General features: G+C 70.5%; 22 protein-coding genes. 20 read left to right on the top strand and 2 right to left on the bottom strand.

The features are described from left to right. The 4 genes from ACWDZ6_RS31795 to nusB form a co-directional block, all read left to right on the top strand. A partial coding sequence (locus tag ACWDZ6_RS31795; RefSeq protein ID WP_451505594.1) for an AAA family ATPase occupies positions 1-794 on the top strand: 794 nt, incomplete at its 5' end. A 76-nt stretch (positions 795-870) separates the two neighbouring features. Then, entirely contained in the window at positions 871-1,977 is a 1,107-nt protein-coding gene (locus ACWDZ6_RS31800; RefSeq protein ID WP_451505595.1) for an aminopeptidase P family protein, read from the top strand. Positions 1,978-2,037: 60 nt separating this feature from the next. After that, on the top strand, positions 2,038-2,604 hold the full coding sequence (gene efp, locus ACWDZ6_RS31805) for an elongation factor P (RefSeq protein ID WP_326648583.1): 567 nt from the start codon (positions 2,038-2,040) through the stop codon (positions 2,602-2,604). Positions 2,605-2,606: 2 nt separating this feature from the next. Then, positions 2,607-3,035, top strand: a complete 429-nt coding sequence (gene nusB / locus ACWDZ6_RS31810) for a transcription antitermination factor NusB (protein ID WP_351456679.1) — start codon at positions 2,607-2,609, stop codon at positions 3,033-3,035. Positions 3,036-3,230: 195 nt separating this feature from the next. On the opposite strand, the gene bldD is transcribed toward nusB, so the two are convergent. After that, positions 3,231-3,731, bottom strand: coding sequence for a transcriptional regulator BldD (gene bldD / locus ACWDZ6_RS31815; RefSeq protein ID WP_326648581.1), 501 nt, complete (start codon positions 3,729-3,731; stop codon positions 3,231-3,233). A gap of 233 nt (positions 3,732-3,964) precedes the next feature. Here bldD and pyrR point away from each other — a divergent pair, with 233 nt between their 5' ends. From pyrR to ACWDZ6_RS31885, 14 genes are all read left to right on the top strand, one after another. After that, positions 3,965-4,543, top strand: coding sequence for a bifunctional pyr operon transcriptional regulator/uracil phosphoribosyltransferase PyrR (pyrR, locus tag ACWDZ6_RS31820; protein ID WP_326648580.1), 579 nt, complete (start codon positions 3,965-3,967; stop codon positions 4,541-4,543). A 144-nt stretch (positions 4,544-4,687) separates the two neighbouring features. Then, positions 4,688-5,674 (top strand): aspartate carbamoyltransferase catalytic subunit, encoded by a 987-nt coding sequence (locus ACWDZ6_RS31825; RefSeq protein ID WP_451505596.1) that lies wholly within the window; start codon positions 4,688-4,690, stop codon positions 5,672-5,674. A 2-nt stretch (positions 5,675-5,676) separates the two neighbouring features. Beyond that, the gene (locus tag ACWDZ6_RS31830) at positions 5,677-6,963 is read left to right on the top strand and encodes a dihydroorotase (protein ID WP_451505597.1); all 1,287 of its coding nucleotides are present in this window, start codon (positions 5,677-5,679) and stop codon (positions 6,961-6,963) included. Continuing rightward, positions 6,960-7,523, top strand: coding sequence for a PH-like domain-containing protein (locus ACWDZ6_RS31835; RefSeq protein WP_451505598.1), 564 nt, complete (start codon positions 6,960-6,962; stop codon positions 7,521-7,523). The genes ACWDZ6_RS31830 and ACWDZ6_RS31835 overlap by 4 nt, the downstream gene beginning before the upstream one ends. Next, the gene (gene carA, locus ACWDZ6_RS31840) at positions 7,520-8,671 is read left to right on the top strand and encodes a glutamine-hydrolyzing carbamoyl-phosphate synthase small subunit (RefSeq protein WP_451505599.1); all 1,152 of its coding nucleotides are present in this window, start codon (positions 7,520-7,522) and stop codon (positions 8,669-8,671) included. Before ACWDZ6_RS31835 ends, carA begins: the two co-directional genes overlap by 4 nt. After that, positions 8,664-11,972 carry a carbamoyl-phosphate synthase large subunit gene (carB, locus tag ACWDZ6_RS31845; RefSeq protein ID WP_451505600.1) on the top strand — a complete coding sequence of 1,103 codons (3,309 nt, stop codon included), beginning with the start codon at positions 8,664-8,666 and terminating at the stop codon, positions 11,970-11,972. Before carA ends, carB begins: the two co-directional genes overlap by 8 nt. A gap of 112 nt (positions 11,973-12,084) precedes the next feature. Next, entirely contained in the window at positions 12,085-13,194 is a 1,110-nt protein-coding gene (locus ACWDZ6_RS31850; protein ID WP_351456175.1) for a quinone-dependent dihydroorotate dehydrogenase, read from the top strand. Further along, on the top strand, positions 13,191-14,039 hold the full coding sequence (gene pyrF / locus ACWDZ6_RS31855; RefSeq protein WP_366732525.1) for an orotidine-5'-phosphate decarboxylase: 849 nt from the start codon (positions 13,191-13,193) through the stop codon (positions 14,037-14,039). The genes ACWDZ6_RS31850 and pyrF overlap by 4 nt, the downstream gene beginning before the upstream one ends. A gap of 365 nt (positions 14,040-14,404) precedes the next feature. After that, positions 14,405-14,728 (top strand): integration host factor, encoded by a 324-nt coding sequence (locus tag ACWDZ6_RS31860; RefSeq protein WP_005319887.1) that lies wholly within the window; start codon positions 14,405-14,407, stop codon positions 14,726-14,728. A gap of 38 nt (positions 14,729-14,766) precedes the next feature. Then, a complete protein-coding gene (gene gmk / locus ACWDZ6_RS31865) occupies positions 14,767-15,339 on the top strand; it encodes a guanylate kinase (protein WP_366732526.1) in 573 nt (190 codons plus the stop codon). Between the two features lie 88 nt (positions 15,340-15,427). Further along, a complete protein-coding gene (gene rpoZ, locus ACWDZ6_RS31870; protein WP_005319902.1) occupies positions 15,428-15,700 on the top strand; it encodes a DNA-directed RNA polymerase subunit omega in 273 nt (90 codons plus the stop codon). Positions 15,701-15,832: 132 nt separating this feature from the next. Next, positions 15,833-17,035: a bifunctional phosphopantothenoylcysteine decarboxylase/phosphopantothenate--cysteine ligase CoaBC gene (coaBC, locus tag ACWDZ6_RS31875; RefSeq protein WP_451505604.1), complete on the top strand. Its 1,203-nt coding sequence runs from the start codon at positions 15,833-15,835 to the stop codon at positions 17,033-17,035. 243 nt (positions 17,036-17,278) lie between these two features. Further along, positions 17,279-18,487 (top strand): methionine adenosyltransferase, encoded by a 1,209-nt coding sequence (gene metK / locus ACWDZ6_RS31880; RefSeq protein ID WP_366732527.1) that lies wholly within the window; start codon positions 17,279-17,281, stop codon positions 18,485-18,487. Between the two features lie 136 nt (positions 18,488-18,623). Next, entirely contained in the window at positions 18,624-20,768 is a 2,145-nt protein-coding gene (locus tag ACWDZ6_RS31885; RefSeq protein ID WP_451505601.1) for a primosomal protein N', read from the top strand. Between the two features lie 110 nt (positions 20,769-20,878). On the opposite strand, the gene ACWDZ6_RS31890 is transcribed toward ACWDZ6_RS31885, so the two are convergent. Further along, positions 20,879-21,415 (bottom strand): hypothetical protein, encoded by a 537-nt coding sequence (locus ACWDZ6_RS31890; protein WP_326648566.1) that lies wholly within the window; start codon positions 21,413-21,415, stop codon positions 20,879-20,881. A 248-nt stretch (positions 21,416-21,663) separates the two neighbouring features. Here ACWDZ6_RS31890 and fmt point away from each other — a divergent pair, with 248 nt between their 5' ends. Next, positions 21,664-22,608, top strand: coding sequence for a methionyl-tRNA formyltransferase (fmt, locus tag ACWDZ6_RS31895; RefSeq protein ID WP_451505602.1), 945 nt, complete (start codon positions 21,664-21,666; stop codon positions 22,606-22,608). Positions 22,609-22,664: 56 nt separating this feature from the next. After that, a partial coding sequence (locus ACWDZ6_RS31900) for a transcription antitermination factor NusB (protein ID WP_451505603.1) occupies positions 22,665-23,577 on the top strand: 913 nt, incomplete at its 3' end.

A 23,577-nucleotide genomic window follows, 5' to 3' on the forward strand; every position in this document is an offset into this window, starting at 1 on the left:
GTCCCGCGGCTCCCGCCGGTCCTCCGCCGCCGCAGGGCCGGCCGCAGGGCGGGCGTCCCGCGGCTCCCGCAGGGCCTCCCCAGCCGCATGGCGGTCATCCCTCCCCGGGCTGGACGAGTCCCGCCCCTCAGCACGCCTCCGCGCCGCCGTCCCGCGACGCGACGGGGCACGTGCCGCTGCCGCCCGGTGGGCCGGTTCCCATACCCGCCCCGCTGCCCGCCGAAATCGGCACCGGCGCGACCACCCTCGCCGTCCTGCTGATCGGCCCTGCGGGCGCCGGGAAGACGACCGTGGCCCGCCACTGGGCGGCCGGACGCCGTGTTCCCACCGCACACATCAGCCTCGATGATGTCCGCGAATGGGTCTGCTCCGGCTTCGCCGACCCGCAGTCCGGCTGGAACGACCACTCCGAGGCCCAGTACCGCCTCGCCCGCCGCACCTGCGGCTTCGCCGCCCGCAACTTCCTGGCCAACGGGATCTCCTGCATCCTCGACGACGCGGTCTTCCCCGACCGTCCCGTCGTCGGCCTCGGCGGCTGGAAGCGTCATGTCGGCCCCGGTCTGCTGCCCGTCGTCCTGCTCCCGGGCCTCGAGATCGTCCTGGAGCGCAACGCCGAGCGCAGCGGAAACCGCCGTCTCTCGGACGAGGAAGTCGCGAGCATCCACGGCCGGATGGCCGGCTGGTACGGATCGGGGCTGCCGATCATCGACAACTCCAAGTACGACGTGGAGACGACGGCCCGGGTCCTCGACGACGTGCTCGCCCGTTCCATCGCCAGCCCGCCGAACTGGTAGGCCGCGCACCCGCGTGCGCACCCCGGTCGGACGCGCTGACCGGGCCGGGCCGGGCCGACGCTCGTAGGCTCGTGGCATGTCAGAGGTGTATGGGTTCCGCCGCGGCAGGCTGCGTGACCGGTGCGCGGCGACCGGCAGCCCCGGGGCACTGGTGTCCCGCCCCGCCAATGTCCGTTATCTCGCGGGCGGAGCGCCGCCCGGCGCGGTACTGCTGCTCGGCCCGGGCGAAGACGTCCTGCTCTGCCCCCGTACGCCCACTGGCGATCCCGCCGACGGCCGTCCTGATGAGCAGCTGCGGCTGACCGTCCTGTCGACCTCGGCCGGTGATCCGGCGGTCGCGGCCGCAGAGCTGGCCAGGACGGCCGGGATGGAGTCGCTGGCCGTCGAGGAACACCATCTGACCATCGCCAGACACCGGGCGATGGGCTCGGTGGCGCCCCGGCTGCGCCTCGCCGACCTCGGTCTCGCCGTCGAGCAGCAGCGCCTCGTCAAGGACGAGGAGGAGATCGCCTGTCTGCGGATCGCGGCGGAGATCACCGACCAAGCCCTCGGCGAACTCCTGGAGTCGATCCTGGTGGGCCGCACCGAGCGGCATCTCGCGCTGGAGCTGGAGCGCCGGCTCGTCGACCACGGCGCCGACGGCCCGGCCTTCGCGACCTCGGTGGCCACCGGGCCCAACTCCGGGCTGGGCGGCCACCGGCCCTCCGACCGCCGGGTCGAGGAGGGCGATTTTCTCTCCGTCTGCGTCGGTGCCAACTACCGCGGCTACCGGTGCGAGATCGGCCGTACGTTTGTGATCGGGACGACCCCGGCGGACTGGCAGATCGAGCTGTACGACCTTGTCTTCGCCGCTCAGCGGGCCGGCCGGGAGTCCCTGGTGCCGGGCGCCGCGTACCGCGATGTGGACCGTGCGACCCGGCAGATCCTGGACTCTGCTGGCCATGGCGAGGGCCTCGCGCCGCTCACCGGGCACGGTGTCGGGCTCGAAATCGACGAGGACCCGCAGCTGGCCCCTGCGGCCATGGGTAAACTGGACGCTTGTGTGCCGGTCACCGTCGAACCGGGGGTCCACCTCCCGGGCCGGGGCGGTGTCCGGATCGATGACACGCTCGTCGTACGCCAGGAGGCGGACGGCGGACCCGAGCTACTCACCATCACGACCAAGGAGCTGCTCGCGCTCTAGCTTCGCTGCAGCGCGCTTCCTCGGTCGTCCACCAGCGTCAGTCCAGGAGATTCCGCAACCGTGGCTTCCACGAACGACCTCAAGAACGGCATGGTGCTCAAGCTCGACGGAGGCCAGCTCTGGTCCGTCGTCGAGTTCCAGCACGTCAAGCCCGGCAAGGGCCCTGCTTTCGTGCGCACCAAGCTCAAGAACGTGCTCTCCGGCAAGGTCGTCGACAAGACGTTCAACGCCGGCGTGAAGGTCGAGACGGCCACCGTCGACCGCCGCGACATGCAGTTCTCGTACATGGACGGCGAGTACTTCGTCTTCATGGACATGCAGACGTACGACCAGCTGATGGTCGACCGCAAGTCTGTCGGTGACGCCGCCAACTACCTGATCGAGGGCTTCACGGCCAGCGTCGCCACGCACGAGGGCGAGGTGCTCTACGTCGAGCTGCCGGCCGCCGTCGAGCTGGTCATCCAGCACACCGAGCCGGGCGTCCAGGGCGACCGCTCCACCGGCGGCTCCAAGCCGGCCACGCTGGAGACCGGTTTTGAGATCGGCGTCCCGCTCTTCATCACCACCGGTGAGAAGATCAAGGTCGACACCCGCTCCGGTGAGTACCTCGGCCGGGTGAACAGCTAACCGTGGCTGCCCGGAACAAGGCCCGTAAGCGCGCCTTCCAGATCCTCTTCGAGGCCGACCAGCGCGGTGCCTCCGTGCAGACGGTCCTCGCGGACTGGATGCGGCACGCGCGGACCGATGATCGGCAGCCGCCGGTCGGCGAATACACGATGGAGCTGGTCGAGGGGTACGCGGAGTACGCGGACCGGATCGACGACCTCATCGCCACCTACTCGGTCGGCTGGACGCTCGACCGGATGCCGGTCGTCGACCGGAACATCATCCGGCTCGGGGCGTACGAGCTGGTGTGGGTGGACGAGACCCCGGACGCGGTGGTGATCGACGAGGCGGTGCAACTCGCCAAGGAGTTCTCCACCGAAGAGTCCCCGTCGTTCGTGAACGGCCTGCTCGGCCGCTTCAAGGACCTCAAGCCGAGTCTGCGCCGCGACTAGGGCGCAACCGCCTTCACCGGGCCCGTGGCCGAAGACGATGAGTCCTCGGCCACGGGCCCGGTGCATTTTCCGCCGCGGTGGCTGATGCCGGGGATGAGGCCCAAAACGCCCGGCGATGAGGCCCGAAACGCACCGGAGGGCGAACCCGGAACAACCGGGTTCGCCCTCCGAGGTGACGTTTCTCCTGAAGTGGCGTCAGCCCTCTTCATGCCCGACCGCGCGCCGCGCGTCCGCGTCGAGCACGCCCCAGCTGATGAGCTGCTCGGTCAGGACCGACGGCGACTGGTCGTAGATGACCGCGAGGGTGCGCAGGTCGTCCTGGCGGATCGACAGCACCTTGCCGTTGTAGTCGCCGCGCTGGGACTGGATCGTGGCGGCGTACCGCTGGAGAGGGCCGGCCTTCTCCTGCGGGACGTGGGCCAGGCGCTCCAGGTCCAGGACGAGCTTCGGCGGCGGCTCGGCGGCCCCGCCCGGCGTGGTGCCAGGAAGGAGTTCCTGCACAGGGACGCCGTAGAAGTCCGCCAGCTCGGCGAGGCGCTGCACGGTCACGGCACGGTCGCCACGCTCGTACGAGCCGACCACGACGGCCTTCCAGCGGCCCTGGGACTTCTCCTCCACGCCGTGGAGGGAAAGCCCCTGCTGGGTGCGGATGGCGCGGAGCTTGGCCCCGAGCTGTTTTGCGTATTCGCTGGACATATAGCTCCCCGGACACTGTGTCGACGTGCGGCTCCGCCGCGCGGCTGGTCACTCACTGTGAGGTTACGCAGCGTTACTTGGACTCGTCAAGCCGAATGGTCCGCGCCGGGTCCCGCCCGGGGCGGGACGAGGGTCGGGAGCCGGGGCGGCGCAAGGCCCTGGTAACGTGTATGGCGTAATTCCGACGTCCTTTAAGGTCCGTCCCGTGAGGCGGAGAAGGAGGTCCGTTTCATATGGACACGCACGACAGTTCCGGTGTGGCACGCCCCGTTCTCGAGGCTCCCGACATCGCGCGGGTACTGACCCGCATCGCCCACGAGATCGTCGAACGCGCGAAAGGCGCCGACGACGTGGTGCTTCTCGGCATTCCGACCCGCGGTGTGTTCCTCGCCCGCCGGCTGGCCGACAAGCTCGAAGAGATCACCGGCCGGAAGATTCCGGTCGGCTCCCTCGACATCACCATGTACCGCGACGACCTGCGTATGCGGCCCGCCCGCACGCTGGCGCGCACCGAGATCCCCGGTGACGGCGTCGACGACCGGCTGGTCGTCCTCGTCGACGACGTGCTCTTCTCCGGCCGCACCATCCGCGCCGCGCTCGACGCGCTGGGCGACATCGGCCGGCCGCGCGCCGTGCAGCTCGCTGTCCTGGTCGACCGCGGCCACCGCGAACTCCCCATCCGCGCCGACTACGTCGGCAAGAACCTCCCCACGTCGCTGCGGGAGACGGTCAAGGTTCAGCTCGCCGAGGAGGACGGTCGCGACACCGTGCTGCTCGGTGTGCACGAGACCGCCCCGGCCGGCGAGCAGTAGCACCGCTCCGTACGCCCCTGTGAACCCTCGTACGGACGTGCCACCCGCGCGCCCGCATGCCGCTGTGCTGTCCGGGGCCGCATCCCCTGGCGGCTCCGCGCCGGCCCCCGGACCCACGACTTCCAGACAACGGAGCACACCCAGATGAAGCGTCACCTCATCTCGGCCGCCGACCTCACCCGCGACGACGCCGTTCTCGTCCTCGACACCGCCGAGGAGATGGCCCGGGTCGCGGACCGGCCGATCAAGAAGCTGCCGACCCTGCGCGGCCGTACCGTCGTCAACCTCTTCTTCGAGGACTCGACCCGGACCCGGATCTCCTTCGAGGCCGCTGCCAAGCGGCTCTCCGCCGACGTGATCAACTTCTCCGCCAAGGGGTCATCGGTCTCCAAGGGCGAGTCCCTCAAGGACACCGCGCTGACGCTGGAGGCGATGGGCGCGGACGCCGTCGTCATCCGGCACGGCGCCTCCGGAGCCCCCTACCGGCTCGCCACCTCCGGCTGGATCGACGGCGCGGTCGTCAACGCCGGCGACGGCACCCACGAACACCCCACCCAGGCGCTGCTCGACGCCTTCACCATGCGCCGCCGCCTGGTCGGCCCGGATGCCGGGATAGGGCGTGACCTCGCGGGGCGCCGCATCACGATCGTCGGCGACGTGCTGCACAGCCGGGTGGCCCGCTCCAACGTCCTGCTGCTCAACACCCTCGGCGCCCAGGTCACCCTGGTCGCCCCGCCCACCCTGGTGCCGATCGGTGTCGAGAGCTGGCCGTGCGAGGTCTCGTACAACCTGGACGAGGTGCTGCCGAAGTCCGACGCCGTGATGATGCTCCGGGTGCAGCGCGAGCGGATGAACGCCGCTTTCTTCCCGACCGAGCGCGAGTACTCGCGCCGCTACGGCCTGGACGGCGACCGCATGGCCCGGATGCCCGAACACGCCATCGTGATGCACCCCGGACCGATGAACCGCGGCATGGAGATCACCGCCCAGGTCGCCGACTCCGACCGCTGTACGGCCGTCGAGCAGGTCGCCAACGGCGTCTCGACCCGCATGGCCGTCCTGTATCTGCTTCTGGGCGGCAACGAGCCCGCCGTCAGCCCCACCCACGCGCGCACCGAGGAGAGCAAGTAACCATGAGCAAGATTCTTATCCGTGGCGCGAAGGTCCTGGGCGGCGAGGCGCGGGACGTCCTGATCGACGGCGAGACCATCGCGCAGGTCGGCACCGGGCTGAGCGCGGACGGTGCGACCGTTGTCGAGGCCGAGGGGCAGATCCTGCTGCCGGGCCTCGTCGACCTGCACACCCACCTGCGTGAGCCGGGCCGCGAGGACTCCGAGACCGTCCTCACCGGCACCAAGGCGGCCGCTGTCGGCGGTTTCACCGCCGTGCACGCCATGGCCAACACCTTCCCGGTCGCCGACACCGCCGGTGTCGTCGAGCAGGTGTACCGCCTCGGCAAGGAGTCCGGCTACTGCGACGTGCAGCCCATCGGCGCCGTCACCGTCGGCCTCGAGGGCAAGAAGCTCGCCGAACTCGGCGCGATGAACGACTCCGCCGCCGGCGTGAAGGTCTTCTCCGACGACGGCAAGTGCGTCGACGACGCGGTGATCATGCGCCGCGCGCTGGAGTACGTGAAGGCCTTCGACGGCGTCGTGGCCCAGCACGCCCAGGAGCCCCGCCTCACCGAGGGCGCCCAGATGAACGAGGGCGTCGTCTCCGCCGAGCTCGGCCTCGGCGGATGGCCGGCCGTCGCCGAGGAGTCGATCATCGCGCGCGATGTCCTTCTCGCCGCCCACGTCGGTTCCCGGGTGCACATCTGCCACCTCTCCACGGCCGGCTCCGTCGAGATCGTCCGCTGGGCCAAGTCCAAGGGCTGGAACGTCACCGCCGAGGTGACCCCGCACCACCTGCTGCTCACGGATGAGCTCGTACGCTCGTACAACCCCGTCTACAAGGTGAACCCGCCGCTGCGCACCGAGGCCGATGTCCTGGCCCTGCGTGAGGCTCTCGCCGACGGCACCATCGACTGCGTCGCCACCGACCACGCCCCGCACCCGCACGAGGACAAGGACTGCGAGTGGGCCGCGGCCGCCATGGGCATGGTGGGCCTGGAGACCGCGCTCTCCGTCGTTCAGCAGACGATGGTCGACACCGGCCTCATCGACTGGGCCGGCGTCGCGGACCGGATGTCCTTCCGGCCCGCTCAGATCGGCCGCCTGGAGGGCCACGGAAGGCCGGTCTCGGCAGGTGAGCCCGCAAACCTCACGCTCGTCGATCCGGCATACCGTGGAGTGGTGGACCCCGCGGGCTTCGCGTCCCGCAGCCGCAACACCCCCTACGAGGGGCGCGAGCTGCCCGGACGCGTCACCCACACCTTCCTGAGGGGTCGGGCAACGGTCGTCGACGGGAATCTCGCGTGACATCTCTCATCCAGTACGCCGCCGAGCAGAAGTCGGCGGAAGTCACCGACTGGGCCGCCCGCGCAGGCTGGGTCGTCGGCCTGCTGCTCTTCATCGCCTTCGTCTACTGGCTGATGCGCCAGGGATGGAAGTGGCGCGGCAGTCTCCAGTCCGATCTGCCCGAGCTGCCCACCGCGCCCGAGTCGCCGGGCGAGGCGACAGCGACCATGAGCGGCCGCTACCACGGCTCCACGACCGCCGGACAGTGGCTCGACCGGATCGTGGCCCACGGCCTGGGCGCCCGCAGCCGCGTGGAACTCACGCTCACCGACGCGGGCCTGGACGTCGTACGCCCCGGCGCGCCCGACTTCTTCATCCCGGCAGCGCAGTTGCGCGAGGCCAGGCTCGACAAGGGCATCGCGGGCAAGGTCCTCACCGAGGGCGGACTCCTCGTCGTCACCTGGGCGCACGGGGACAAGCTGATCGACTCCGGGTTCCGCGCCGACCGCTCGGCCGAGCACACCGGCTGGGTCGAATCCATCAACAACATGATCAACACGACGGAAGGCACCGCACGATGACGACCTCCAATCCGGGGCACGCCTCGAAGAGGCCAGGGGTGTCTCCCGCCGTACTCGTCCTGGAGGACGGCCGCATGTTCCGCGGCCGCGCCTACGGTGCCGTGGGGGAGACCTTCGGCGAGGCGGTGTTCAACACCGGCATGACCGGCTACCAGGAGACCCTCACCGACCCGTCGTACCACCGCCAGGTCGTCGTGATGACCGCCCCGCACGTCGGGAACACCGGCGTCAACGACGAGGACGACGAGTCCCGGCGGATCTGGGTCGCGGGCTATGTCGTACGCGACCCCGCGCGCGTGCCCTCCAACTGGCGCTCCCGGCGCTCCCTGGACGACGAGCTCGTCGCCCAGGGCGTGGTCGGCATCAGCGGCATCGACACCCGCGCGCTCACCCGCCATCTGCGTGAGCGCGGCGCGATGCGCGTCGGCATCTTCTCGGGCGACTCTCTCGCCGACGAGACCGCACTGCTGGCCCGGGTGCAGGAAGCCCCTGGGATGAAGGGCGCGAATCTCTCCGCCGAGGTCGCGACGGACCGGACGTACGTCGTCCCGGCGATCGGCACCAAGAAGTTCACCGTCGCCGCCATAGACCTCGGCATCAAGGGCATGACCCCGCACCGCATGGCCGAGCGCGGCATCGAGGTGCACGTCCTGCCCGCCACCGCCACGGTCGAGGAGGTGTACGCGGTCAACCCCGACGGCGTGTTCCTCTCCAACGGCCCCGGCGACCCGGCCACCGCCGATCTGACCGTCGTCAAGGGCGTACTCGAGCGCAGGACGCCGCTCTTCGGCATCTGCTTCGGCAACCAGCTGCTCGGCCGCTCGCTCGGCTTCGGCACGTACAAGCTGAAGTACGGCCACCGCGGCATCAACCAGCCCGTGCAGGACCGCTCCACCGGCAAGGTCGAGGTCACCGCGCACAACCACGGCTTCGCCGTCGACGCTCCGCTCGACACGGTCTCCGACACCCCCTACGGCCGCGCCGAGGTCTCCCACGTCTGCCTCAACGACAACGTGGTCGAGGGCCTGCGGCTGCTCGACCGGCCGGCCTTCAGCGTCCAGTACCACCCCGAGGCGGCCGCCGGCCCGCACGACGCCGCGTACCTCTTCGACCGCTTCGTATCCCTGATGGAGGGCCAGCGTGCCTAAGCGCTCCGATATCCAGTCCGTCCTGGTCATCGGCTCCGGCCCGATCGTCATCGGCCAGGCCGCCGAGTTCGACTACTCCGGCACCCAGGCCTGCCGCGTCCTCAAGTCCGAGGGCCTGCGGGTCATCCTGGTGAACTCCAACCCGGCGACGATCATGACCGACCCGGAGATCGCCGACGCCACCTACGTCGAGCCGATCACGCCCGAGTTCGTCGAGAAGATCATCGCCAAGGAGCGCCCCGACGCGCTGCTGCCGACCCTCGGCGGCCAGACCGCGCTCAACACCGCGATCTCCATGCACGAGCAGGGTGTGCTGGAGAAGTACGGCGTCGAGCTGATCGGCGCCAACGTCGAGGCCATCAACAAGGGCGAGGACCGCGACCTGTTCAAGGGCGTGGTCGAGGCCGTCAACGCCAAGATCGGCCACGGCGAGTCCGCCCGCTCCGTCATCTGCCACTCCATGGACGACGTGATCAAGGGCGTCGATGAGCTCGGCGGCTACCCCGTCGTCGTCCGCCCGTCCTTCACCATGGGCGGCGCGGGCTCCGGCTTCGCCCACAACGAGGACGAGCTGCGCCGGATCGCCGGACAGGGTCTCACGCTCTCCCCGACCACCGAGGTGCTCCTGGAGGAGTCCATCCTCGGCTGGAAGGAGTACGAGCTGGAGCTGATGCGCGACAAGCACGACAACGTCGTGGTCGTCTGCTCCATCGAGAACTTCGACCCGATGGGCGTGCACACCGGCGACTCCATCACCGTCGCCCCCTCGATGACGCTCACCGACCGCGAGTACCAGCGGCTGCGCGACATCGGTATCGCGATCATCCGCGAGGTCGGCGTCGACACCGGCGGCTGCAACATCCAGTTCGCCGTCAATCCCGACGACGGCCGGATCATCGTCATCGAGATGAACCCGCGCGTCTCGCGCTCCTCCGCTCTCGCGTCGAAGGCCACCGGCTTCCCGATCGCCAAGATCGCCGCCCGGCTCGCCGTCGGCTACACCCTCGACGAGATCCCCAACGACATCACGGAGAAGACCCCGGCGTCCTTCGAGCCCACGCTCGACTACGTCGTGGTCAAGGTGCCGCGCTTCGCCTTCGAGAAGTTCCCCTCCGCCGACGCGACCCTCACCACCACCATGAAGTCGGTGGGCGAGGCCATGGCGATCGGCCGGAACTTCACCGAGGCGCTCAACAAGGCGCTGCGTTCGCTGGAGAAGAAGGGCTCGCAGTTCTCCTTCACCGGTGAGCCCGGCGACAAGGCGCAGCTGCTGCTCACCGCCCAGGTCCCCACCGACGGCCGGATCAACACCGTCATGCAGGCCATCCGCGCGGGCGCCACGCCCGAGGAGGTCTTCGAGGCGACGAAGATCGACCCGTGGTTCGTCGACCAGCTCTTCCTGATCAAGGAGCACGCGGACGACCTCGCCGCCGCCGAGAAGCTCGACCCCGAGCTGCTCGCCGAGGCCAAGCGCCACGGTTTCTCCGACGCCCAGATCGCCGAGATCCGCGGCCTGCGCGAGGACGTCGTACGCGAGGTCCGGCACGCGCTCGGCATCCGCCCGGTCTACAAGACGGTCGACACCTGCGCCGCCGAATTCGCCGCCAACACGCCGTACTTCTACTCCTCGTACGACGAGGAGAGCGAGGTCGCGCCGCGCGAGAAGCCCGCCGTGATCATCCTCGGCTCGGGTCCGAACCGCATCGGCCAGGGCATCGAGTTCGACTACTCCTGTGTCCACGCCTCCTTCGCCCTGAGCGACGCCGGCTACGAGACCGTGATGGTCAACTGCAACCCCGAGACCGTCTCCACCGACTACGACACCTCGGACCGGCTGTACTTCGAGCCGCTCACCCTGGAGGACGTCCTGGAGATCGTGCACGTGGAGTCCCAGGCCGGGCCGATCGCGGGCGTCATCGTCCAGCTCGGCGGCCAGACCCCGCTGGGTCTCGCGCAGGCGCTCAAGGACAACGGCGTGCCGATCGTCGGCACCTCGCCCGAGGCCATCCACTCCGCCGAGGACCGCGGCGCCTTCGGCCAGGTACTCGCCGAGGCCGGCCTCCCGGCCCCCAAGCACGGCACCGCGACCACCTTCGCCGGGGCCAAGGCCATCGCCGACGAGATCGGCTACCCCGTCCTCGTACGCCCGTCGTACGTGCTGGGCGGGCGCGGCATGGAGATCGTGTACGAAGAGGCGCGTCTCGAGTCGTACATCGCCGAGTCCACCGAGATCAGCCCCACCCGCCCGGTCCTGGTCGACCGCTTCCTCGACGACGCGATCGAGATCGACGTCGACGCGCTCTACGACGGCACCGAGCTCTACCTCGGCGGCGTGATGGAGCACATCGAGGAGGCCGGGATCCACTCCGGCGACTCGGCGTGCGCACTGCCCCCGATCACGCTGGGCGGCTTCGACATCAAGCGGCTGAGGGCCTCGACCGAGGCCATCGCCAAGGGCGTCGGCGTCCGCGGACTCATCAACATCCAGTTCGCGATGGCCGGCGACATCCTGTACGTACTCGAGGCCAACCCGCGTGCCTCGCGCACGGTCCCCTTCACCTCCAAGGCGACCGCGGTGCCGCTGGCCAAGGCCGCCGCCCGCATCTCGCTCGGCGCGACCATCGCCGAACTGCGCGCGGAAGGCATGCTGCCCGCGAACGGCGACGGCGGCACTCTCCCGATGGACGCTCCGATCTCCGTCAAGGAGGCCGTGATGCCGTGGTCGCGCTTCCGCGACATCCACGGCCGCGGCGTCGACACCGTCCTCGGCCCGGAGATGCGTTCCACCGGCGAGGTCATGGGCATCGACTCGGTCTTCGGCACGGCGTACGCCAAGTCGCAGGCCGGCGCCTACGGGCCGCTGCCCACAAAGGGCCGCGCCTTCATCTCGGTCGCCAACCGCGACAAGCGCTCGATGATCTTCCCGGCACGTGAGCTGGTTGCCCACGGCTTCGAGCTGCTCGCCACGTCCGGCACTGCCGAGGTGCTCAAGCGCAACGGCATCAACGCCACCGTCGTGCGCAAGCAGAGCGAGGGTGAGGGCCCGAACGGCGAGCGGACCATCGTCCAGCTGATCCACGACGGCGAAGTCGACCTCATCGTCAACACCCCGTACGGCACCGGCGGCCGCCTCGACGGCTACGACATCCGTACTGCGGCCGTGGCGCGCTCCGTACCGTGCCTGACGACCGTCCAGGCGCTCGCCGCCGCCGTGCAGGGCATCGACGCGCTCAACCACGGAGGTGTGGGCGTCCGTTCGCTCCAGGAGCACGCGGAACACCTGAACGCGGCCCGCGACTAGCAGTCCCCGCGGACCGGTAGCGGGCAGGCAATCGGGGAGGGGACACCGGGAACGGTGTCCCCTCTCGGGGTCTGGGGTGTCACCCCAGAGAACAGAGCGTGAGGACGCCTTCATGTACAAGCTCTTCTTCAACCTGGTCTTCAAGCGAATGGATCCGGAGGAGGCCCACTACCTGGCCTTCCGCTGGATCCGCCTCGCGGTCCGCATCCCCGTACTGCGGACGTTCGTCGCGGCGGCATTCGCGCCCCGCTACAAGGAGCTGCGCACCGAGGCGCTGGGCCTGCGGATGCACGGTCCCTTCGGCCTCGCCGCCGGCTTCGACAAGAACGCCGTCGCCATCGACGGCATGTCGATGCTCGGCTTCGACCACATCGAGATCGGCACGGTCACCGCGCAGCCGCAGCCCGGCAATCCCAAGAAGCGGCTCTTCCGGCTCGTACCGGACCGTGCGCTGATCAACCGCATGGGCTTCAACAACGAGGGCTCCGCGGCCGTGGCGGAGCGCCTGGGCGCCCGCAGGGCGGTCTTCGCGACCACGGTCGGCGTCAACATCGGCAAGACCAAGGTCGTGCCGGAGGCGGAGGCCGTGGGCGACTACGTGACCTCCACCGAGCGACTCGCGCGCCACGCCGACTACCTGGTCGTCAACGTCTCGTCGCCGAACACGCCGGGACTGCGCAACCTCCAGGCGACCGAGTCGCTGCGCCCGCTGCTCACCGCCGTACGCGAGGCCGCCGACCGGAGTGTGCCGGACCGTCGTGTCCCGCTCCTCGTCAAGATCGCGCCGGATCTCGCGGACGAGGATGTCGACGCGGTCGCGGACCTGGCCCTCGAGCTCGGCCTCGACGGCATCATCGCCACCAACACGACGATCGCGCGGGACGGCCTGGGCCTGAAGTCCGACCCCGAGCTGGTCAAGGAGGCCGGAGGCCTGTCCGGCGCGCCTGTGAAGGACCGCTCGCTGGAGGTCCTGCGGCGGCTGTACGCGCGCGTGGGCGACCGGATCACGCTTGTGGGCGTCGGGGGCATCGAGAACGCCGAGGACGCGTGGCAGCGGATCCTGGCGGGCGCCACGCTGGTCCAGGGCTACAGCGCGTTCATCTACGAGGGGCCCTTCTACGCCCGCGCCATCCACAAGGGCCTGGCGGCGCGGCTCGCGGCCGGCCCGTACGACACGCTCGCCGACGCTGTCGGCGCCGAGACCCGAAAGGCCACCGCATGACCCTCCAGACCACGGCGCCCTTCGGCGCACGCCTGCGCCACGCCATGGACACCCGCGGACCGCTCTGCGTCGGCATCGACCCGCACGGGTCCCTGCTGACCGCGTGGGGCCTGAACGACGACATCGCCGGCCTCGAGCGCTTCACGCGCACCGTCGTGGAGGCGCTGGCCGACCGGGTCGCCGTGCTCAAGCCGCAGTCCGCGTTCTTCGAGCGCTTCGGCTCGCGCGGGATCGCCGTGCTGGAGAAGGCGGTCGAGGAGGCGCGTGCCGCGGGTGCGCTGGTCCTGATGGACGCCAAGCGCGGAGACATCGGCTCGACGATGGGCGCGTACGCGGCGACCTACCTCGACAAGGACTCGCCGCTCTTCTCGGACGCCGTGACCGTCTCCCCGTATCTCGGCTTCGGCTCGCTGCGCCCGGCGCTGGACGCGGCGGCTGTCTCCGGTGCGGGTGTCTTCGTGCTGGCCCTCACCTCGAACCCGGAGGGCGCGGAGGTCCAGCGCTCCACGACCGCGGACGGCCGCTCGCTGGCCCAGCTCATGCTCGACCACATGGCGGCCGAGAACGCGGGCGCCGAGCCGCTCGGCTCGGTCGGCGCGGTGGTCGGAGCGACGCTGGGAGACGCCGGTGTGAACCTCGACATCAACGGCCCGCTGCTCGCCCCCGGCATCGGCGCCCAGGGCGCGACGCCCGCGGACCTTCCCGGCGTCTTCGGCGCGGCGGTGGGCAATGTCGTCCCGAGCGTGAGCCGTGGTGTGCTGCGGCACGGCCCGGACGTGGCGGCCCTGCGCGAGTCGGCGACACGCTTCGCGGACGAGGTGCGGTCGGCGGTCGCCGGCGCCTGAGGCCGGGACATCGCGGGGCCGGGTCCTTTTCGGTTCGGTCGGTCGGGCGCAGGAGCGACCACGGGCGCGGTCCCAGGTGGGGCCGCAGGTCGTGCCCGGGCACCGACGGAAAGCTCCGCAGCCGGCCCAATGACAGAATCTCGGCCGAAAAGTCGGTCGTTATGTCGGAAATGTCCTAGTCGGTCGATGCTGACCAGGACTTTTCGTCTGTTCTCGCTGACTGGAGCGGCCATGGCCGCTAGTCTCCGTCGAAGAGCAAACGTGCAGCGCAGGTGCATTGCGTCGCTCGTTGCTCGCCTGGTGTGGGGCGATTAGGTTCCTCACCGGTCCGTATCCGACAGTTCGACATCCGAGGTGACGTAGGCGTGGCTCTTCCGCCCCTTACCCCTGAACAGCGCGCAGCCGCGCTCGAAAAGGCCGCCGCGGCTCGCCGGGAGCGGGCCGAGGTCAAGAATCGACTCAAGCACTCCGGCGCCTCGCTCCATGAGGTCATCAAGCAGGGCCAGGAGAACGACGTCATCGGCAAGATGAAGGTCTCCGCTCTTCTTGAGTCCCTGCCTGGCGTGGGCAAAGTCCGCGCCAAGCAGATCATGGAACGGCTCGGCATCTCCGAGAGCCGCCGTGTGCGTGGTCTCGGCTCCAACCAGATCGCGTCTCTTGAGCGCGAGTTCGGCGGCGGTGCCGCCTGACGTTCCCGGGCACTCCCGGGAACCTGGATAATCGCTGCATGGCAGCAGAGGTACATCCGCGGCTGACCGTGCTCTCCGGCCCCTCCGGGGTCGGCAAGAGCACGGTCGTCGCCCATATGCGCAAGGTCCACCCCGAGGTATGGCTCTCGGTGTCGGCCACCACAAGAAAGCCGCGCCCCGGCGAGCGTCACGGCGTTCAGTACTTCTTCGTCACCGACGGGGAGTTCGACAAGCTGATCGCCAATGGCGAGCTGCTGGAATGGGCCGAGTTCGCGGGTCATCGCTACGGCACACCGCGCCGTGCGGTCCTCGAGCGAATCGAGGCGGGCGAGCCCGTGCTGCTGGAGATCGATCTCCAGGGCGCGCGGCAGGTCAAGGAGTCCATGCCGGAATCGCAGTTGGTCTTCCTGGCCCCGCCGAGCTGGGACGAGCTGGTCCGGCGGCTCACCGGCCGCGGCACCGAGTCTCCCGAGGTCATCGAGCGCCGGCTGGCGGCCGCGAAGGTCGAGCTGGCCGCCGAGTCGGAGTTCGATACCACCCTGGTCAACACCTCCGTCGAGGACGTGGCGCGTGAGCTGCTAGCCTTGATGCAGCTGTCTTCCGGGAGCTGACCATCAGCGGCTGACGCCGTGGGCCCCCGGAATCCTTCAGTGTTTGATCTTTGTCCGAACATTTTGCACGTTCTTCGGAAGGCCTAGCGTGTCCTCTTCCATCACTGCGCCCGAGGGCATCATCAACCCGCCGATCGACGAGCTGCTCGAGGCCACTGACTCGAAGTACAGCCTCGTGATCTACGCGGCCAAGCGCGCGCGTCAGATCAACGCGTACTACTCGCAGCTCGGTGAGGGTCTGCTCGAGTACGTCGGTCCGCTGGTGGACACCCACGTCCACGAGAAGCCGCTCTCGATCGCCCTGCGTGAGATCAACGCGGGTCTGCTGACCTCGGAGGCCATTGAGGGCCCGGCTCAGTAGGCACTATCTGTTCCTTCACGACAGGCCCGGCAGGGGGCACCTCCCAGCGCTAGCGAGGGGGGAGTGTCCGCCGGGCCTGTGGTGTGTCATGGGGAGGTACGCATCCGAATGCGGGGAGACGCAGCAGTGTCAGTGGACAAGCCGAAGGTCGTTCTGGGGGTCAGCGGAGGCATCGCCGCGTACAAGGCGTGCGAGCTGCTGCGGAAGCTGACCGAGTCGGGTCACGACGTACGGGTGGTGCCGACCGCGTCGGCGCTGCACTTCGTCGGCGCGGCAACCTGGTCGGCGCTCTCCGGCAACCCCGTCTCGACCGAGGTCTGGTCCGACGTCCACGAGGTTCCGCATGTACGGATCGGACAGCACGCCGATCTGGTCGTCGTCGCGCCCGCCACCGCCGACATGCTCGCGAAGGCGGCGCACGGCCTCGCCGACGACCTGCTCACCAATACGCTCCTGACCGCACGCTGCCCGGTCGTCTTCGCGCCCGCGATGCACACCGAGATGTGGGAGCACCCGGCCACCCAGGAGAACGTGGCGACGCTGCGCCGCCGCGGAGCCGTCGTGATCGAGCCGGCCGTGGGGCGGCTCACCGGAGTGGACACCGGCAAGGGCCGGCTCCCGGATCCCGGTGAGATCTTCGAGGCATGCCGCCGGGTGCTCGCCCGCGGTGTCGCCGCCCCGGATCTCGCCGGCCGGCATGTGGTCGTCAGCGCGGGCGGGACACGCGAGCCGCTCGACCCGGTCCGCTACCTGGGGAACCGCTCCTCCGGCAAGCAGGGGTACGCGCTGGCGCGCACCGCGGTGGCCCGCGGCGCCAGGGTCACGCTCATCGAGGCGAATACCGGAATGCCGGACCCCGCGGGTGTCGACGTGGTCCACGTCGGTACGGCGGTCCAGTTGCGCGAGGCCGTGCTCAAGGCGGCGGCGGACGCCGACGCCGTGGTGATGGCAGCGGCTGTCGCGGACTTCCGCCCCTCGGCCTACGCCGAAGGCAAGATCAAGAAGAAGGACGGCCAGGAGCCCGCACCCATCGCACTGGTCCGCAATCCGGACATCCTCGCCGAGATCTCCGTCGAGCGGGCCCGCCCCGCCCAGGTGATCGTCGGCTTCGCGGCGGAAACCGACGACGTCCTCGCCAACGGCCGCGACAAGCTTCGCCGCAAGGGCTGCGACCTGCTTGTGGTCAATGAGGTGGGGGAGGGCAAGACCTTCGGCTCCGAGGAGAACGAAGCCGTGGTGCTCGCCGCGGACGGCGGTGAGACGCCGGTGCCTCACGGGCCCAAGGAGTCTCTCGCGGACACGCTGTGGGACCTCGTCGTTCCACGACTCGGATGAATTCTTGGAATCGCCTCGGCGGATGTACGAAACCCCATGAAATGCGGCACAACGCTCGCGGATTGGGGCCGATCGGCCTACATATTCATGTCACCTCACAGGTGACAGGGCTCCCACGGAGCGAGACGGGTGGTCCGGCGGGGGAGGGCGACCGATAAACTGCTCGTGGAACGTCGCGGGGCGCAGCCCCCCGGCCGGTCCAAAAATGATCAGCCAGCAGCCGCTGCAACCCCAGGGAGCGATGTGTCCCGCCGTCTCTTCACCTCGGAGTCCGTGACCGAGGGTCACCCCGACAAGATCGCTGACCAGATCAGCGACACCATTCTCGACGCCCTTCTGCGGGAGGACCCGACCTCCCGGGTCGCCGTGGAGACCTTGATCACCACCGGTCTGGTGCATGTGGCCGGTGAGGTGACCACCAAGGCGTACGCCGACATCCCCACACTCGTGCGGAACAAGATCCTCGAGATCGGTTACGACTCCTCGAAGAAGGGCTTCGACGGCGCGTCCTGCGGCGTCTCGGTCTCCATCGGCTCGCAGTCGCCGGACATCGCGCAGGGCGTCGACACCGCGTACGAGAAGCGCGTCGAGGGCGACGAGGACGAGCTCGACAAGCAGGGCGCCGGCGACCAGGGCCTGATGTTCGGCTACGCCTGCGACGAGACGCCCGCGCTGATGCCGCTGCCGATCCACCTGGCGCACCGGCTGTCCCGCCGCCTCTCCGAGGTCCGCAAGAACGGGACCATCCCCTACCTGCGCCCCGACGGCAAGACCCAGGTCACCATCGAGTACGACGGCGACAAGGCCGTGCGCCTGGACACCGTGGTCGTCTCCTCGCAGCACGCGTCCGACATCGACCTGGACTCGCTGCTCGCTCCCGACATCCGCGAGTTCGTCGTCGAGCATGTGCTGAAGGAGCTCATCGAGGACGGCATCAAGCTGGACACCGACGGCTACCGGCTGCTGGTCAACCCGACCGGCCGGTTCGAGATCGGTGGCCCGATGGGTGACGCCGGTCTCACCGGCCGGAAGATCATCATTGACACGTACGGCGGCATGGCACGCCACGGTGGCGGCGCGTTCTCCGGCAAGGACCCGTCCAAGGTGGACCGCAGCGCCGCGTACGCGATGCGCTGGGTCGCCAAGAACGTGGTGGCCGCCGGTCTCGCCGCGCGCTGCGAGGTCCAGGTCGCGTACGCCATCGGCAAGGCCGAGCCGGTCGGACTCTTCGTGGAGACCTTCGGCACGGCCACGCTCGAGGTCGACAAGATCGAGCAGGCCATCACCGAGGTCTTCGACCTCCGCCCGGCCGCGATCATCCGCGACCTGGACCTGCTGCGCCCGATCTACGCCCAGACCGCGGCGTACGGCCACTTCGGCCGCGAGCTGGCGGACTTCACGTGGGAGCGCACCGACCGCGTCGACGCGCTGCGCACGGCCGCGGGGCTGTAAGGCCTCGTAAGCCACAACGCCCGTGTGACGGCCCCGGACCGCTATGGTCCGGGGCCGTTGTTCGTACTTCCGGGCCGTCGTTCGTGTGAGGTTCCGGCGGTCGGGACTGTCAGTGGCGTCTGGTAGGAATTTGGCTGTGAGCAGCGACAACAAGCAGCCCGAGGAGCCCGCCGACGGTGGGCCGGAGCAGCTTGCGCTCATCCGGGAGACCGTGCGCAGGGCCAAGGTGCCCAGGGCCAAGCCGCGGACCTGGCGTGGGGCCGCGCTTGCCAAGGAATTGCCCGTGGCGCGGGTCATGGTCAACAAAGGCGTGCTCCATCTCGACCAGTACTTCGACTACGCCGTGCCCGAGGAACTGGACGCGGACGCGCAGCCCGGAGTGCGGGTGCGCGTCCGGTTCGGGGCCGGGGCGCATCGGGTGCGGGACGGTCGGCGTGAGGGCGGCGGGCTGATCGACGGGTTCCTCATCGAGCGGCGCGCGGAATCCGACTACGCGGGAGCGCTCGCGGCGCTCGCCTATGTGGTCTCGCCCGAGCCGGTGCTCAGCCCGGAGATGCTCGCTCTCGCCCGCGCGGTCGCCGATCGGTACGCCGGGAGCCTGGCGGACGTGCTGCAGCTCGCCGTCCCGCCCAGGAACGGACGGGCCGAGGCGAAGCCCTCGCCGGAGCCGCTGTCGCCGCCGGCCTCGCCGGAGGCCGCCACCTGGGGGCGGTACGGGCGTGGGGTGGCGTTTCTGGAGGCACTCGCGAGTGGTGGCGCGCCGCGGGCCGTGTGGACCGCACTGCCCGGGCCGCAGTGGTCGGACGAGCTGGCGCGGGCCGTCGCGGCGACACTCGCCTCCGGGCGGGGTGCGCTGGTGGTGGTGCCCGACGGGCGGCGCGCGGCGCGGGTCGATGCCGCGCTGACCGCGCTGCTGGGGGAGGGCCGGCATGCGGTGCTGACCGCCGAGTCCGGGCCCGAGAAGCGGTACCGGCAGTGGCTCGCCGTGCGCCGGGGGTCGGTGCGGGCCGTCGTCGGCACCCGGGCCGCGATGTTCGCTCCCGTGCAGGATCTCGGACTCGTCGCGATCTGGGACGACGGAGACTCGAGCCACAGCGATGAGAACGCACCCTTCCCGCATGTGCGCGAGGTGCTCGAGCTGCGCGCCGCGCACGACTCGTGCGGCTTTCTGCTGGGGAGTACGAGCTGCACGGTGGAGGCGGCCCAGCTGGTGGCGAGCGGGTGGGCACTGCCGCTGATCGCCGACCGGGAGCAGGTGCGCAGTGCCACGCCCTTGGTGCGTACCGTCGGGGACGGTGAGCTGGCGCGGGACGAGGCGGCGCGGGCCGCGCGGCTGCCCAGTCTGGCCTGGCGGACCGTGCGGGACGGGCTGAAGAGCGGACCGGTGCTGGTGCAGGTGCCGAGGCGGGGCTATGTGCCGAGGCTGGCGTGCGAGCGCTGCCGGACGCCCGCCCGGTGCCGGCACTGCTCAGGGCCGCTGGAAGCGCCGGGCGCGGGCGATCTGACGTGCGGCTGGTGCGGGCGCGGTGCGCCGCACTGGCACTGTGTCGCCTGCGGGAGTACGAAGCTGCGTGCCCAGATCGTCGGCGCACGGCGCACGGCGGAGGAGCTAGGGCGGGCCTTTCCCGCCGTCCAGGTGCGCACATCGGGCCGGGACCATGTGCTGGACACCGTGCCGGGGCGCCCGGCGCTGGTGGTGAGCACGCCCGGCGCCGAGCCCGTCGCGGACGGCGGATACGCGGCGGCGCTGCTCCTCGACGGCTGGGCGATGCTCGGGCGGCCCGACCTGCGGTCGGGCGAGGATGCGCTGCGGCGCTGGATAGACGCCGCCTCGCTGGTGCGAGGGCAGGGCGAGGGCGGCACTGTGGTGATCGTTGCCGAGCCGACACTTCGGCCCGTGCAGGCGCTGGTGCGTTGGGACCCGGTGGGGCACGCGCAGCGCGAGCTCGCCGAGCGTGCCGAGCTGGGATTCCCGCCGGTGTCGCGGATGGCCGCGGTGACCGGCAAGGCGGAGGCGATCGCCGCCTTCGTCGCGACGGCCGCACTGCCGGGCGACGCCGAGGTGCTGGGCCCGGTCCCGGTGCCGGCCGCCGACCCGGGCAGGCCCCGCAGGCCGGGCGACCCCCCGGTCGGTGAGGTGTGGGAACGGGTGTTGCTGAGGGTCCCGCCGGGCAGTGGCGCGGCGCTCGCCGCCGCACTGAAGACCGCCCAGGCGGCCAGGATGGCGCGCGGCGGCAGCGAGCCGGTACGGATCAGAATCGACCCGCCGGACATCGGCTGAGGCTGACGGCAGGAAGTCCCATGCGGCAGGAAGACCCCTGCAGCGGGGTCTGCCCCGTACAGGAAGCGGCTGCCCCGCCCCGACAAGGGCGGGGCAGCCGGGCGGGAAGGTCAGCCGTTGCGCGGGCCGGGGAAGGCGCTCGGGCGGGCCTCCTCGCGGAGGGATTGGCTGCTGCCCGTCGGCTGCGGCGGCATCGCACGGGCGGCGGGCACGGCCGGCAGCCCCGGGACCGTCAGGGTGCGGGTCGTGGCCGTCTCCGCACCGTGGTCCACATCGGCGGGACCCGCCTGCTGCGACGCGGCCCGCCGCGCGCCGTAACGGCGGTGCACCGCCTGTTTGGTGACCCCGAGCGCCGAGCCCACCGCGTCCCACGAGAAGCCCAGCGAACGGTCGAAGTCCACCGCGGCAGTCACCAGAGTCTCGACGCTGTCCCGCAGCTCCTGCGCAAGACGGACGGTCGGAGCCGGGGCTCTGCCGTAGACGACAAAGCCAGTGGACGGGCCGGAGCGGCGCGGGCGGTAGACATTGCCCAGCTGGGCGGTGAGCGTGCGCAGAGCGTCCACCTGCCGGCGGACCCGCTCGATGTCCCGCACCAGGAGATGCAGGCTTGCCCGGGCTTGGGCGTCGTGGGTTGCGTGGTCGGCCATTGACAAGCCTCTCGAACCGGCGTTGAAAAGGGGTCGGGCGCATCCTGGCGTCCCGTTTCGGTCAATCTCTCTTGACCAACGCTCAACCCGGCGATGTGGTCACGGGGCAGGGGCGTATGCGCGTATGCGCGGGGCGCACAGTCCTCCGTACGCCCCCTGCTGCCCCGCCCCATAGACTGGTGTGCTGCTCGTGACCGCATGCACACCAGCTACCTGCACGTACCAGCCTGAGAGGCAGTCAGCCACCGATGAAGCTCGTCTTCGCAGGCACCCCCGAGGTCGCCGTACCCGCCCTGGACGCATTGATCGCCTCCGACCGGCACGAAGTGGCGGCCGTTGTCACCAGGCCGGACGCTCCCGCCGGGCGCGGGCGCCGTCTGGTCGCCAGTCCGGTCGCCCAGCGGGCCGAGGAGGCCGGGATCGAGGTGCTCAAGCCGGTCAAGCCGCGGGACGAGGAGTTCCTGGCGCGGCTGCGCGGGATCGCGCCCGACTGCTGCCCGGTCGTCGCCTACGGCGCGCTGCTGCCGAAGGTGGCGCTGGACGTGCCGGCACGCGGCTGGGTCAATCTGCACTTCTCGCTGCTGCCCGCGTGGCGCGGCGCCGCACCCGTCCAGCACGCCGTCATCGCCGGTGACGAGGTGACCGGCGCCTCGACCTTCCTGATCGAGGAAGGGCTGGACTCGGGTCCGGTGTACGGGGTGATCACCGAGCAGGTGCGGTCCACCGACACCAGTGGCGATCTGCTCACCCGGCTCGCCTTCGCCGGCGCCGGGCTGCTCGCCGCGACCATGGACGGTATCGAGGACGGCACCCTGCAGGCCGTGCCGCAGCCGGCCGACGGCATCTCGCTCGCGCCGAAGATCAACGTCGAGCACGCCCACGTGGACTGGAAGGATCCGGCGCTCCGCATCGACCGCCTCGTACGCGGCTGCACACCCGCTCCCGGTGCCTGGACCCTCTTCCGCGGCGAGCGGCTCAAGCTGATCCAGGCGGCGCTGCTGCCGGACCGCACGGACCTCATGGCCGGCCGGCTCTCGGCGGGCAAGAACAACGTGTACGTCGGCACCGGATCGCACGCCGTCGAGCTGCTCTGGGTCCAGCCGCAGGGCAAGAAGCCGATGCGCGCCGCCGACTGGGCGCGCGGGGTGCGGATCGCCCCGGGCGAGCGGCTGGGAGCCGCGGACGTAGGCTGAGAGGGTTCGGCCCTCTCAGCTGGGAGGGGTTCGGCCCTTTCCATCGCGGAGCACCTTTGAACGAGCAGGCACATCGCCGTCCCCCGAAGCCGTACCGACGCCCCAAGAAGGATCCTGTGCGGATCCTCGCCTTCGAGGCGCTGCGGGCCGTCGACGAGCGGGACGCGTACGCGAATCTCGTACTGCCGCCGCTGCTGAAGAAGGCCAGGGAGAAGGACGACTTCGACGGGCGGGACGCGGCGCTCGCCACCGAGCTGGTGTACGGGACGCTGCGCCGCCAGGGTACGTACGACGCGATCATCGCGACCTGTATCGACCGTCCGTTGCGCGAGGTCGACCCGCCGGTGCTCGATGTGCTCGCGCTCGGTGCGCACCAGCTGCTCGGCACGCGGATCCCGTCGCATGCCGCGGTCTCGGCGAGTGTGGAGCTGGCCAGGGTGGTGCTCGGCGACGGGCGGGCGAGGTTCGTCAACGCCGTCCTGCGGAAGATCGCGCAGGACGACCTCGACACCTGGCTGGAGCGGGTCGCGCCGCCGTACGACAAGGACGCCGAGGACCATCTGGCCGTGGTGCACTCGCATCCGCGGTGGATCGTCTCCGCGCTGTGGGACTCGCTCGGCGGCGGGCGCGCCGGGATCGAGGACCTGCTGGAGGCCGACAACGAGCGGCCCGAGGTGACCCTCGTCGCCCGGCCGGGGCGTTCCACGACCGATGAACTGCTCGAGGCGCTCGGCGAGGAGCCGGGGCTGCCGGGACGCTGGTCGCCCTATGCCGTGCGGCTGGCCGAGGGTGGCGAGCCCGGTGCCATCGAGGCCGTACGGGAGGGGCGGGCAGGAGTCCAGGACGAGGGCAGCCAGCTCGTCGCGGTCGCCCTGGCCAACGCTCCGCTGGACGGCCGCGACGAGCGCTGGCTCGACGGCTGCGCCGGTCCCGGTGGCAAGGCGGCACTGCTCGCCGCGCTGGCCGCGG

This window comes from Streptomyces sp. NPDC002926 (assembly GCF_053591755.1).